A 13,734-nucleotide genomic window follows, 5' to 3' on the forward strand; every position below is an offset into this window, starting at 1 on the left:
AATATCCTATAAAATATGAGATGTTAAGTCCAAAATATTGCTTACTGTAAACAAAAATTAACCATTTTGACATATTTTTGAACAGTTGAAGAGGAAACATTATACTTTTCAGCTATTTTACTTTGGGGAATCTTTTCGTCACGAAGTTTAGACCATACGTATTCAACTGCTGCTGCCCAAGCTTTCGGATTTTTTAGGTTCATTCCTTTTTGCAATGCTTCTACAAATATCGAAAACCACATTAAATATAAGCCGGATTCAAGAACATTAACTGGGTGATAGTGCTTATAAAGGTTTTTTGCGGTTTCATGAGCATCCTTTATTGATGAAAATGACGCTCCTGTTTTGATAAATGTCATATATTCTCTTTCAAAAGATGAAGCTGTCTCATTTTCAAATGTTACTATTTGTAACATTTGATCCTTATTAGTTGAAATTGCAATTAAAAAAAGTGCAAATAACCTTTCTTCTATATATTGACTGTTAAGATGCGTCGATATATATGTAAAATTTTCCTCCAAATGCTCGGCTTGGATATGCAACTGATTCCATGGTTCCAATCCGATTTTTTCTGGATTCAACTTTATCGTTTTTTCCCAAGCTTCTCTGGCTCTTTCTTCTTTTCCTATATGGTAGGCTGAATAGGAAAGCCAATAATAAAAAGCCTCGTTTCCATCAAAACCGTACTTTTGCAATCTGCGCAGCCAAAGATAGGCAATTTTATACCGGCCTATTAATGCAAAAGTAGCTCCAAGTTTGAATTGATGCTCCTGTAGTAAAGGTTTTACCTTCTCAAGCATATCAGCCAATTTATTCACTTCATCATACCGATTCTGATAATGTAAAAAAACTAAACTGTTACAAAGAGCGTGCAAATTACCTTCATTTCGTTCCAATACTTCCTGTAATATCATTGCTGACTTTTCAATTTCACCTAAGTAAAAGTAAGCAAGTGCTAAATTATTATACGCCGGCCAGAACTCAGGGTATTCATTAATCATTTTTTTTAATAATGTAACAACTTCGGCAAACTTCCCAGATTCAAGCAGCTGCTTCGCTTCTTCTTGTTGAATAATTAAATCATCTTCTACAAAATAATCTTCATCCGCTTCTAAAGATAAAAGTTCAAGCAAATCTTCCGCATCTTCTACAAACTCTCCATCTTCATCGTACTTCAAATAAAGATTTGCATGGTTAGCTGCCTCCCTAAATAGACCAAGGTGAGCATAATTATTTGCCAAAAAATAATGACATTCAACCATTTCTTCATCTAATTCTTCAACAATTTCATGTAAAAGTTCGTTTGATTCACGGTATTGTGCCGTTTCTGTATAAACAAGCGCAAGTTGACATAATATCATTGGTTCTCCCGGTTCAAGCTGTGTAGCACGTAATAAATATTTAATCGCTTTATGAAAATCACGACGGTGGTATGCTTTTACACCCTTCGTAAAATAATATTCTCCTGTAGGGATAAAGGAAAGTATCTTCCCCATTTGCTGTCTTGCTTGAGAGTTTTTACCCATGAAGTCCTCCAAATTAAAATATTCATTAAAGTAGTATACCATATGTTTAAACAAAACGAGAAGGATTCTTACCTGACTTGCTCAAAATTTTCCAACAGTTCATCAGGCTACAAAAGAATATAAAAAAGCGCTTAATAGCGCTTTAGGTTGTAGCCAAAAGTTATTTCGCCTGATCGATTGCCTTAAATGATCATTGTTATTCTTGGTGACGCTTTTCTAATACGTTTAATACTTTTGAAAATGAGAGCCGCTGTTCTCTTAACAATACAAATAAATGATAAATTAAATCAGCCGCTTCCCATTTTAGTTCTTCTTCACTTCTATTTTTTGCCGCAATAATAACCTCAGCTGCTTCTTCACCTACTTTTTTTAATATTTTATCTATCCCTTTTTCGAATAAGTAAGTTGTATAAGCACCTTCTGGACGTTGTTCGTCTCGCTCTTCAATTACTTTCTCTAACGTATTTAAAATTTCATATGTTTGTATACTGTCAATTGACATTTGCTTGATTTTATCACTTTCAGCAAAACAACTTGTTGTTCCAGTATGACATGCAGGCCCCTGTGGTGCAACAAAGAGAAGGATGGCATCCTGATCACAGTCAAGCTGCATATCAATTATTTTTTGAATATGACCGCTCGTTTCTCCTTTATGCCATAACTTTTGCCGAGAACGGCTATAAAACCATGTTTCTCCCGATTCAATTGATTTTTGGATAGATTCCTTATTCATATAGGCAAGAGTCAATACTTCTTTTGTCTTCCAGTCTTGGACTATTGCTGGCACTAAACCATTAACATCAAATTGAATTTCATCAACGTTCACTTACATTCACTCCTCTTTCTTTTAGGAACGACTTAATTTCCTTCACTGACGTTTCTTTATAATGAAAAATTGAGGCTGCTAATGCTGCATTTGCTTTTCCTTCTGTTAATACTTTAATAAAATGCTCCCTCTCGCCAGCTCCACCTGAAGCAACGACTGGTACATGTACAGATTCACTCACTAACCTAGTTAACTCAATATCAAAGCCATTTTTTTCACCGTCACAATCTATACTAGTTAACAAAATCTCTCCAGCTCCATAGTTAACGGCTTCCTTAGCCCATTCAACAACTTCCCATTTAGTCTGTTTTGTACCGCCATGCGTGTAAACACGCCAAGAGCCTAGGTCTTTATCATATTTTGCATCAATCGCTATAACAATACTTTTTGAACCGAAACAATCCGCACCCTCTTTGATTAATTCGGGATTCTTAACAGCCGCCGTATTTATCGACACTTTATTTGCACCAGCGTGCAAAATCCGCTTTATATCTTCAAGCGTATTAATTCCCCCGCCAACAGTAAGTGGAATCGATATTTGATCGGCAACCGCTTGAACAATTTCCGTCATCGTTTTTCTTCCTTCGCTTGAAGCAGAAATATCAAGAAAAACAAGTTCATCGGCACCTTCCTTATCATAAAAATTAGCAAATTCAACCGGATCACCTGCATCTCGCAGTTGAACAAACTTAATTCCCTTTACAACTCTCCCATCCTTTACATCAAGACAAGGTATGATTCGTTTCGTTTCCACTTATGCTCACCTCTTTTTATATTGTGCAATCTTTCTAGGAAACTAAATTTATTATTGCACTGCCCTTATTGCTTCTGAAACAGTAAAGCGATTTTCGTAAATTGCTTTGCCAACAATGACTCCGCTGACTCCCAGATGAGCGAGCTTTTTTAAAGATATTAAATCAGATAGGCTGCTTACTCCTCCTGAAGCAATTACGCGTTTCCCTGTTGCAATTGCCATTTCTTCTATCGCTTTTATATTCGGTCCTTGAAGCGTGCCATCAGTAGCAATATCAGTAAAAATAAAAGTTTCTGCTCCTGCATCGACAAATCGCTTTCCTAAATCAACTGCTTTTACTGAGGAAGTATTAAGCCAGCCATTAGTTGCAACAAACCCGTTTTTTGCATCTATTCCAATTGCAAGCCTGCTCCCATATTTCCTCAGCATTTCAACAGCAAATTCAGGATTAGCAACAGCGGCACTGCCAATAATTACTCGGCTGACACCGTTTTCTAAATAATGAACAATATCTCTTTCAGTCCGAATGCCCCCACCAATTTGTATATGACAGTTCAATTTTTGCGCCGTTTCAATTACAAATTGATCATTTACACGTTTCCCATCCTTTGCACCATCCAAATCTACCATATGAACCCATTTAGCGCCTTCTTCTTCAAACCGTTGTGCCATTATAAAAGGTGAGTCACCGTATACTGTTTCCTTTTCATAATCACCTTGCAAAAGACGGACACAGCGTCCCCCTCTCATATCAATTGCGGGATAGATCGTAAAACTCATGCTTATGACCTACTTTCCAAAATGTTTTGCTTCTTTCATTTTGAAGCCATATCATATTTCACCTTTACAGCATTCCTTTTGTAGAGGGAATTCCTTTAATGCGCGGATCGATTGTTGTCGCTTCGTCTAAAGCCCGGCCAAGTGCCTTAAAGATAGCTTCAATTATATGATGCGTATTTTGACCGTAATGAACAATGACATGTAAGTTCATTCTTGCTTCCAGTGCAAACTTCCATAAAAATTCATGGACGAGCTCTGTATCAAATGTCCCAACCTTTTGTGACGGGAAATTTGCCCTTATTTCTAAGTGTGGGCGGTTACTTAAATCGACAACTACTTGTGCTAATGCCTCATCCATTGGCACAAAAGAATTTCCATACCGCTTAATGCCTCTTTTATCTCCAAGTGCATTGACAAATGCTTGACCTAGACAAATCCCTATATCCTCTGTCGTATGATGACCATCAATGTCAACATCTCCATTCGCATTAACAAATAGATTAAACTGTCCATGTCTTGCAAACGCATCAAGCATATGCGTTAGAAAAGGAACGGGTGTTGCCAGTTCACTTTTTCCGTCCCCATCTATTTCTAGTTTTAATTTAATGTCTGTTTCACTAGTTTTACGCTTAATTTCAGCGCTTCTAACCATTTAGCAACCCTCCAATTTAAAACAAGCATTCTATTTTAATCGCTATATGTAAATTAATGAATAACGATTTTTTCATCGCAATATTACATATTCGTTTCCGATGGTTGACAAACGCATTCTTCGTTGTAAGCTCATGAACTGCGAGTTCTATTCGTTTTCGCCTCGTACTGTGCACTTCAACTGACAAGACAAGCGTGTTCAATCAGTCTTTCGAGCATGTGCTTCAAATCATAATGACTTTGTCTACAAGCTCAATCGAAAGATTAAATATTCGTTTTTTTAAACCTTGCTTCAACCGCACGAGCATGTGCTTCTAAACCTTCTAATCGTGCAAATTGTGCAATTTTGTGTCCGTTATGACGCAATGCTTTTTCACTATATGAAATGATACTTGACTTTTTTTGAAAATCATCTACGTTTAATGGGCTTGAGAACCGCGCTGTTCCATTAGTAGGTAACACATGATTAGGTCCAGCGAAATAATCACCGACAGGTTCTGAACTCCATCTTCCGATAAATATAGCTCCCGCATGACGGATTTTTCCGATCATTTCCATTCCATTTTCCAGCATCACTTCTAAATGCTCTGGTGCTAACTCATTTACAACATCAATTGCCTCATCAATCCCATTTGCCACGTAAATAACTCCATAATTATGAATCGACTCAGCCGCAATACTCTTGCGTGGAAGCTTAGCAAGCTGTTCTGAAACTTCCTTTGCGACTGCTTGAGCAAGTGTATTAGACGGGGTAACAAGAATACTACAAGCTCGCGGATCATGTTCTGCTTGGGATAAGAGATCTGCGGCTACCTCATGTGGATACGCTGTCTCATCAGCCAAGACGACAATTTCACTTGGTCCTGCAATCATGTCAATATCTACATCGCCAAACACTTCACGTTTCGCTAAAGCAACATAAATATTCCCAGGTCCGACAATTTTATCGACACGTTGAATTGTTTCCGTCCCATAAGCAAGGGCACCAATTGCTTGTGCTCCGCCGATCTTATAAATTTCTTCCACTCCTGCTTCGTGTGCAGCGACTAAAACTGCCGCTGGAAGCTTTCCTAATTTGTTCGGCGGTGAAACCATGACAATTCGTTTTACTCCTGCTACTTTTGCAGGGATTACATTCATCAGAACAGATGAAGGATAAGCAGCTGTTCCTCCTGGAACGTACACGCCAACTGAATCAATGGGTGTTATTTTTTGCCCGAGAATCGTTCCGTTTTCTTCTGTTGTAATCCAGGATGAGCGGAGCTGCTTCTGATGAAATGATCGAATATTTTCAGCCGCTTCTTTTATAATGGCGATAGAAGAATCATCTAACGATTCATATGCTTCAGCAATTTCTTCTTCTTTTATTAAAAAAGTCAACAGACTCGATTGATCAAATTTTTTCGTATAAAACCGTACAGCTTCGTCCCCTTTTTGCCGGACATCTTTAATAATTTCTTTGACAACATCTCGCTGTTCGTCAGTTCCTGTATCAATCGAGCGCTTAATTGATAAATTATTTGTCACTTGTAAAATTTCCATTGATCCTCATCCTTTCACATCAACGAGGTCAACGACGTTGCTAAGTCGTTTGACGAGTTCGTTAATACGGGAATCATTCATCCGATAACTAACTGGATTAGCTATTAATCTTGAAGAAATATTAATAATCTGTTCATATTCCACTAAGCCATTTTCCTTTAGCGTTCTACCGGTAGACACAATGTCGACGATTCGATCAGCTAGTCCGATTAGCGGAGCTAATTCAATAGAACCGTTTAATTTTATAATTTCGACTTGTTCTCCCTTTTCTCGAAAATACGATGATGCCACATTTGGATATTTTGTAGCTACTTTGGGAGCAATATCACTCATTTTAGAATTTGGCAAGCCAGCAACAGCTAAATAACAATGACTAATTTTTAAATCTAACAGTTCATACACATCACGCTCTTCTTCAAGCATCACGTCTTTTCCAGCAATACCGATATCCGCTACTCCATGTTCTACATAAGTGGGAACATCCATTGGCTTTGCCAAAATAAACCGCAGTGCTTCTTCTTCCACGTCTATAATCAGTTTCCTTGAGTCATCAAACTCTGGAGGAAGACGGTAATCCGCTTTTCGGAGCAATTCAACGGCTTCATTAAATATTCGCCCTTTCGGCATTGCAATTGTTATTATTTCACTCATCTTTGCTCCTTCTCTCCTTTTCCAATTAAAAAGCTGACATCTGAAAATTCATTCGTACAATCATCTATGTTTTTAACTCCATTAATATTTTGCAGTACAATTCGTTTTCCATTCTCTCGTTCTTTTGCAGCCTTATTAAACGCTTCTTTTCGCCTTTCGTCACTAAATAAAATACAATGGACTGGGACTGGGCTATCCTTTCTCCATTCACCAAGTGCTTCTAATATGCGGTCAATCCTAAGGGCAAATCCGGTTGCCACCGTTTCTTTACCGAACTTTTTCAAAAGACAATCGTAACGTCCGCCGTTTCCGATCGGAAAGCCAACATTTCCTGCATATACTTCAAATAAGACGCTAGTGTAATAGTTCATATGACTAAATAGGGGATAAATCAAAATGGATATTTTCCGTCATGTCGTAATCTTTCATCACATTCCAAAGCTCGGTTAACTGCTCTAATGATTCTTTGCCTCGTTCATTTTCGATAATGTTATAAGCTTCAATAATCGTTTCCTGTCCGCCCTGTAAGTCTAATAAACGAAGAAGACGCTGTTTATCGATTGAAGATAGCAATAAAGATTTTACATGCTCACGATAGCCTACATAATTTTTTTCATATAAAAAACGTCTCAGTGTTTCGGCTCTTTCTTCCGTCCCTAGAATTTGGGTAAATAGTTCATTGACAAAACCGATATGACCGATCGAAATTCGGAAATTGCTTAAGCCAGCTGTTTGGAGTGTTGATATCATTAGTGCTATCATTTCGCCATCTGCACTGATTGTTTCATCTCCAATACATTCAACCCCAATTTGTTCAAACTCTGCTGGCCGTCCCCCTTCTCGCTGCTGTGCACGAAATACACTGCCTGAGTATGCAAGTCGCTGCGGCAGCCCTTTATGCAGCAGTCTTGAAGCAGCTACCCTCGCAATCGGTGCTGTCATATCTGGACGCAAAACGAGGGTATGTCCTTGCTGATCCAACAATTTAAACAGTTGTTGATCAAGAATAGCCGATGCGGAACCAACTGTTTCATAATACTCAAGCATAGGAGTTTGGATAAACTGGTAACCCCATTTTTTTATTTCTTCCTCCATCAATAAACGGACTGTGTTTTTTCGTTCATACAAATGAGGCAACATATCCCTCATTCCAAGCGGCTTTTCAAACATAAATAATTTTGCCATTCTATTCACCCTTTTATATCAAGAAAATATTTTACTTTAGTTCGCTAATAAGATAAAGTTTTATGTTAGTTTATCGCTTAAATCGTATTTCGTCAACTATTTATTTTTACTCAAAATAGATATTAGTTTAGACTATTGGAAAACACTCGCGTTCTTCGTTGTAAGCTGATGAACTATATGTTCTATCCGCATAAACGCGGAAACGGCGGCTCAATCCAACGAATTTAGTAAGGGAACGTCCAAAAGTCGATTTTCGACTATAAGGTGCCCCTTTTTATGTTCAAGAATGCTGATATATCAATATTCTAATTTTTAATGCATTTGCTCTTTTTGGAAAACCTCGTCCACCTTGTGACGAGTCTTTAACATCATTTATAGTTTTTGTTCTTAACTGAAAAAAAAATGAGTCAATTAAGGTCTTCATAAATAACTCCATCATTTTGAGGTTTTGTTATGTTATTTTTAACAATTTAGATGATTATATTTTATGAAACGTAAATTTCCCCCAGGGCTGTAAGTAATCCAACAAAAAAATTTCCTCTTCACGAATTCGTCCAACCACATTTGTTTTTCCTGAGTTTTCCATATCATTTAAAGCAATTTGCAGCTCGCCCGCATATTGTCCATAAAGGTCGTTATCAATTAACACATCTCCCCTTTTCATATTTCTTGTATTGAATGGTTTAATCTCTCCAGTGCGATTACTTATGCGACCCCCTGTAGAACGTATCATGTAATCTGAAACATCTCCGCGATAAAAATGAAAACGATCTAAAACAATTGTTCTCTCAAGGTTAGATATCCCGTCATACAGCTTCACCGAAAAAATGATCAAGTCCTTATCCATTTTGCCAAGCATCTTTAACTCATGTTCAGAAGCGTACGCATTTCCAATAATCACATCATCAATAACTTGTGTTGCAAATAAATGCTTCGCTTGTACATCTATTGCCAAGTCACGATGCATTTCTAACGTCGGCAGTCCCTCGACAATTGGCCATGGTCCAAAAGTGGCTTCGGGAGATGAAACGAATGCAGCTGTTCGAATCCCAAGGTCGCTAAATTTTTTACTACATTCAATGAAAAATGGGTATGAAAGTCCTGAATATTTATGAGGATAAAAATTATGGCAACCAAGTAAGTTCTTTCGGTTTGGTTGAAAAGTGAGAAGATGATCAATATACTTTGTGGCAGTACTCATGTTTAGTTCGATTTTTAATCCGTATGGATTATATGTCATCATTGCTTCCTCTTGGCCAGTAAAGCCAATGTCAAGACGAATTCCTGTTGCTCCTATATCTCTAAAAAATGAAAGATCGTCAGCTGCAATCTTTAACTGTGTAAAGACGCACGGACTAATATCTGCGATCACGTCCATTCCAAGTTCTCTAGCATAAGTGATTGTTTTTTTATAATTTGCAATAACTATTTCCTTGTCCCCTTCCACAGAAAGAAGACAGGTAAATACACGTTCAAATCCGTTCTTATTAGCCAGCTTTATATATTCTATATCCTCTTCTACAGTTGATTGGTTTGGATAAATAGATATGCCAAGGCGCTTTCTCATTATCTCAATTCCTCCTGATAAAATTTTTAAAGATCGTTCTTTTCTTTCTCCTAATTATAAAGTAAATTTTCAATTGGCGGGAAGCATCATTTCTTTCACCGAGCGGAAAAAAACCTTACTCTTATTTTCAAAAATGTAGACTAAGGTTTTAGACTGTTGACAAATGTCCGCATTCGTCGTTGCTTGCACTAAGCTTATGGATGATTGTCTATTCGCTTCACTCATCCTAGGCACTGAATTATTTTAGATCGTTTGATTACATATATTTAGCTTCGCGGATTCCCGTAAATCGGATCATTCTCCCACCTTTTTTCAAGTTCTTCTTTTGTATAAATGATTCGCATCGGGTTGCCTCCTACAAATGCGCCAGCAGGAACATCTTTATGAACAAGTGTACCAGCAGAAACAATTGCCCTGTCACCAATCGAAATACCGGGTAAAATAGTTGTATTCGCTCCTATCATCACTTCATTGCCAATCTGAACTTCACCAAGCCGATATTCCTTTATTAAATACTCATGGGCTAAAATCGTCGTATTGTAGCCAATGACTGTATTATTTCCAACACTAATTTTTTCGGGAAACATGACATCTAACATGACCATTAAGGCAAATGATGTTTTTTCACCGACCTTCATTCGTAAAAACTTGCGATACAGCCAGTTTTTCACCCCAAGAAAAGGCGTATATCGAGCAATTTGAATAATAATAAAATTTTTGACGACCTTTATAAAGGGGACAGTTTTATATACGTGCCATAAAGAATTTGCTCCTTCTACTTGAAAGCGTGTCGTCTTTCTCATCTTTTTTCCACTCCAACGATTGACAACAAATCTGCCATATGATCGAATATATAATCCGGTTCATAATACTGTAGGTGATCTCTTCCTTTCATCGACCATGCAACACCAGCTGTTTTCGTGCCAGCATTTTTTCCTGCTAAAATATCATGATGATTATCCCCTACCATTAAAGCTTCCTCTGGTCGGGCTTTTAATAAATCGAGCGCTTTAAAAATCGGCTCGGGATGAGGCTTTGCATTTTCAACCTCATCAAGTGTAACGATCACATCAAAAAATCGCTCCAGCTTTGTAAGTTTCAATCCCTTTAACACAGTATCACGCACTTTTGTTGTCACGATTCCAAGCTTAAAGTTTTCGTGAGCTAACGTTTCTACCGTTTCATAAACCCCATTAAATTCTTTCACGAGTCGATCATGATTTGCTAAATTATATTCGCGGTATTTTTTAATCATCTCTTCTGTCGCATGAGGATTTAATGAATGAAAAGTATCCCAAAGCGGCGGCCCCATAAACGGTAATACATCTTTACGTTTATTTTTTTTTGGATAATAATATTCAAGCGTATGAAGAAATGAAGAGATGATTAATTCATTTGTATCAATTAATGTCCCATCTAAATCAAATAAAATCGTTGTCAGTCTATTGCTCATAGGTTGCTTCCTCTCTTTTTACCAAGTCAGTACGTTTCCAAATTAAAGCGACGACCAGTGTAAGTAAAATGGCTGTAATTACTCGAATCAGTAAAAGGGGTATAACAGGAATTCCGAGCGGAACAAAAATTAAAGTATCTTCTACTACAGCATGACATGCTACAAGAAAAATAAACGCTAAAGTTAAATCTTTTTTCTCAACACCATCTTCTTTTACCGCCTGAATCATCACCCCAGCACCGTATGCTAACCCGAACAACAACCCTGCTGCCATCGTTGTTGATGTATTTTCTTTCATTCCAAGTGCTCTAGTAAAAGGTGACACCCATTTAGAAAAAACAGCAAGCCATTTAAAATCTTTTAAAATTTGAATAACAACCATCATCGGCATCACGATGATAACAAGCTGAAGAATACCAAGACTTGCCTTCTCTAGTCCAACAAGCAAAATATTTACGAGTCCACTGACTTCCTCATTATTTGTCGAGATAAACCCGTATTTTGCTGCTTCTGAACCGCCTTTCCAAATAAAATTGATCATCAGCGCAGAAACGACGGAAAGTCCGATTCTAACAGCTAGCATAACAGAAAGCTTTACCCCTACTCGATGAGCAACGCTTGATTCAACAATTAAGTTATGAGAAAAAGAAAGCATCACTGCAATAAAAAATACTTCCTTTACTGTAAAATCTAGCGTTAATATTGCCCCAATTCCTGCGTAAAGATTAAGTACATTACCTAATACAAGCGGAATGGCTGCATCACCTGATAAGCCAAATATCTTCATTATCGGGGTAATTAGTTCGATCAACCAAGATAATAGAGGTGTATACTGAAGTATACTAACAATTAATGTAACTGGAAAAATAATCTTCCCAAGAATCCAAGTTGTTTTTAACCCATTAAGTAAACCCCTTTTTACCGATCCAAACAACATAAGCATGTTTCTCCTTCATCTATGTTCAAAAAGTAAAGAAGTATTGCGACACTAGCATGTTATTATTTTTCTAAATAACGGGAATTTGCATATCCGCTTACTCGTCTAATAATTAAAATAATTAAAGCAAGAGCAATAAGCGCAATTGAAATTGTTTGAGCTGCTCTAAGTTGATCTGAAATCATTAAGCTGTCTGTTCGCATCCCTTCAATGAAGTAACGACCTGCTGAATACCAAATGACATACGTTAAAAATAATTCCCCTCTGCGTAAGTTAGCTCTTCTCAGTAAGATTAAGATGATAAACCCTAGCGTGCTCCAAATAGATTCATATAAAAAGGTTGGGTGATGATATGCTCCATTAATGTACATTTGATTAATTATAAACTCTGGTAAATATAGGCTTTCAAGAAACTGGCGGCTCACTTCTCCTCCATAAGCTTCTTGATTCATAAAATTTCCCCATCTGCCAATTGCTTGCCCTATTATAATACTAGGCGCAGCAATATCGGCAAGCTTCCAAAAAGACAGCTTTTTCACCTTTAAAAAAATATACGTTGTCAAAACGGCTCCAATTAACGCTCCATGTATTGCAAGACCGCCATTCCATATTTTAATGATTTCCCCGGGATTTTGCCCATAATAATCCCATTGAAAAATAACATAATAAAGACGTGCACAAATAATGGCGATTGGAACCGCCCATAACAATAAATCTGCGAATGTGTCTTTTGCAATTCCTCGCCGCTCACTTTCACGAATGACTAAAAAGAATCCAATTGCGATCCCTAATCCAATAATAATTCCATACCAATGAACTTGTAGCGGTCCGAGCGTAAACGCTATCGGGTTCAATGGCATAATAGTATCCTCCATAAACACAGCTCCCTTTTCATATTTTTCATATTATAAAAAATATATAAACTACATTTCTTCATGTTCACCATATTCAATGACATCTGATAATTTTTCGGTAAACTGCTGTGCTGCATTCATCCCCATTCTTTTTAGACGAAAATTCATTGCAGCAACTTCAATAATAACGGCTAAATTTCGCCCTGGACGTACTGGAATTGTTAATTTTGTAAGTTCTGTGTCAATTATTTTCATTTTTTCTTCATCTAACCCAAGACGATCATACTGTTTATACTGATCCCATAATTCAAGATGAATAACGAGAGAAATTCTTTTATAATTACGGACAGCACCAGCCCCAACCAGTGTCATCACGTTAATAATTCCTAAACCGCGAATTTCAAGCAAATGTTCAATCAATTCTGGCGGATTTCCCACTAACGTATCATGGTCTTCTTGACGAATCTCAACACAATCATCAGCAACGAGACGATGCCCTCGTTTTACTAGCTCAAGTGCTGTCTCACTTTTTCCTACTCCGCTTTTTCCTGTAATTAAGACTCCAACACCATAAATATCTACAAGGACGCCATGAACAGCTGTAGTTGGCGCCAACTTACTTTCAAGAAAATTAGTAATTCTACTAGAAAGACGAGTTGTTTTCATATTAGATTTCATAACTGGGACGGATTCTTGCTCTGCTGCTTCAATTAGTTCAACTGGTACATCCATCTCCCGCGTAACAATGATTCCTGGCGTAATATCAGTACATAATCTTTCCATACGAATTTTTCGATCATCTTTATTTAATTTTTCGAAAAAAGACAGTTCTGTTTTACCTAATAACTGTAATCTTTCTGCTGGATAATAATCAAAATAACCAGCAATCTCAAGTGCAGGTCTTGAGATATCACTTGTAGTTATCGGACGATTCACGCCTTCTTCTCCACTAATCAATTCTAGTGTAAATTTTTCAATGAGATCTTTTGTTACAACTTTTGGCAAAAG

General features: G+C 37.3%; 13 protein-coding genes and 1 pseudogene. All 14 read right to left on the bottom strand.

Annotation, left to right across the window (positions count from 1 at the left end; all coding sequences use genetic code 11):
• Positions 1 to 41: 41 nt before the first annotated feature.
• Complete coding sequence (locus K6959_RS14545) at positions 42 to 1,526, bottom strand: tetratricopeptide repeat protein (protein ID WP_163242220.1); 1,485 nt, start codon at positions 1,524 to 1,526, stop codon at positions 42 to 44.
• Between the two features lie 196 nt (positions 1,527 to 1,722).
• The gene (gene hisIE, locus K6959_RS14550; protein ID WP_163242219.1) at positions 1,723 to 2,352 is read right to left on the bottom strand and encodes a bifunctional phosphoribosyl-AMP cyclohydrolase/phosphoribosyl-ATP diphosphatase HisIE; all 630 of its coding nucleotides are present in this window, start codon (positions 2,350 to 2,352) and stop codon (positions 1,723 to 1,725) included.
• A complete protein-coding gene (gene hisF / locus K6959_RS14555; protein WP_163242218.1) occupies positions 2,342 to 3,106 on the bottom strand; it encodes an imidazole glycerol phosphate synthase subunit HisF in 765 nt (254 codons plus the stop codon). The genes hisIE and hisF overlap by 11 nt, the downstream gene beginning before the upstream one ends.
• Positions 3,107 to 3,157: 51 nt before the next feature.
• Positions 3,158 to 3,886: a 1-(5-phosphoribosyl)-5-[(5-phosphoribosylamino)methylideneamino]imidazole-4-carboxamide isomerase gene (hisA, locus tag K6959_RS14560; RefSeq protein WP_163242217.1), complete on the bottom strand. Its 729-nt coding sequence runs from the start codon at positions 3,884 to 3,886 to the stop codon at positions 3,158 to 3,160.
• Positions 3,887 to 3,950: 64 nt separating this feature from the next.
• Positions 3,951 to 4,538: an imidazoleglycerol-phosphate dehydratase HisB gene (gene hisB / locus K6959_RS14565; protein WP_163242216.1), complete on the bottom strand. Its 588-nt coding sequence runs from the start codon at positions 4,536 to 4,538 to the stop codon at positions 3,951 to 3,953.
• A 263-nt stretch (positions 4,539 to 4,801) separates the two neighbouring features.
• Positions 4,802 to 6,079, bottom strand: coding sequence for a histidinol dehydrogenase (hisD, locus tag K6959_RS14570; RefSeq protein ID WP_163242215.1), 1,278 nt, complete (start codon positions 6,077 to 6,079; stop codon positions 4,802 to 4,804).
• A gap of 6 nt (positions 6,080 to 6,085) precedes the next feature.
• Entirely contained in the window at positions 6,086 to 6,730 is a 645-nt protein-coding gene (gene hisG, locus K6959_RS14575) for an ATP phosphoribosyltransferase (RefSeq protein ID WP_163242214.1), read from the bottom strand.
• Positions 6,727 to 7,915 (bottom strand): annotated as a pseudogene (locus K6959_RS14580) (ATP phosphoribosyltransferase regulatory subunit). Before K6959_RS14580 ends, hisG begins: the two are co-directional and overlap by 4 nt.
• Positions 7,916 to 8,393: 478 nt before the next feature.
• On the bottom strand, positions 8,394 to 9,482 hold the full coding sequence (locus K6959_RS14585) for a DUF871 domain-containing protein (protein ID WP_223086845.1): 1,089 nt from the start codon (positions 9,480 to 9,482) through the stop codon (positions 8,394 to 8,396).
• A 266-nt stretch (positions 9,483 to 9,748) separates the two neighbouring features.
• The gene (locus K6959_RS14590) at positions 9,749 to 10,285 is read right to left on the bottom strand and encodes an acyltransferase (RefSeq protein ID WP_163242211.1); all 537 of its coding nucleotides are present in this window, start codon (positions 10,283 to 10,285) and stop codon (positions 9,749 to 9,751) included.
• Positions 10,282 to 10,935, bottom strand: a complete 654-nt coding sequence (gene ppaX, locus K6959_RS14595) for a pyrophosphatase PpaX (RefSeq protein WP_223086846.1) — start codon at positions 10,933 to 10,935, stop codon at positions 10,282 to 10,284. Before ppaX ends, K6959_RS14590 begins: the two co-directional genes overlap by 4 nt.
• Positions 10,925 to 11,872: a nucleoside recognition domain-containing protein gene (locus K6959_RS14600; RefSeq protein ID WP_223086848.1), complete on the bottom strand. Its 948-nt coding sequence runs from the start codon at positions 11,870 to 11,872 to the stop codon at positions 10,925 to 10,927. The genes ppaX and K6959_RS14600 overlap by 11 nt, the downstream gene beginning before the upstream one ends.
• A gap of 62 nt (positions 11,873 to 11,934) precedes the next feature.
• Complete coding sequence (gene lgt, locus K6959_RS14605) at positions 11,935 to 12,747, bottom strand: prolipoprotein diacylglyceryl transferase (protein ID WP_223086849.1); 813 nt, start codon at positions 12,745 to 12,747, stop codon at positions 11,935 to 11,937.
• Between the two features lie 48 nt (positions 12,748 to 12,795).
• Entirely contained in the window at positions 12,796 to 13,731 is a 936-nt protein-coding gene (hprK, locus tag K6959_RS14610) for an HPr(Ser) kinase/phosphatase (RefSeq protein WP_223086851.1), read from the bottom strand.
• Positions 13,732 to 13,734 lie beyond the last annotated feature (3 nt).

Origin of the sequence: Bacillus aquiflavi (genome assembly GCF_019915265.1) — a bacterium.
Classification (GTDB): domain Bacteria; phylum Bacillota; class Bacilli; order Bacillales; family Cytobacillaceae; genus Bacillus_BT; species Bacillus_BT aquiflavi.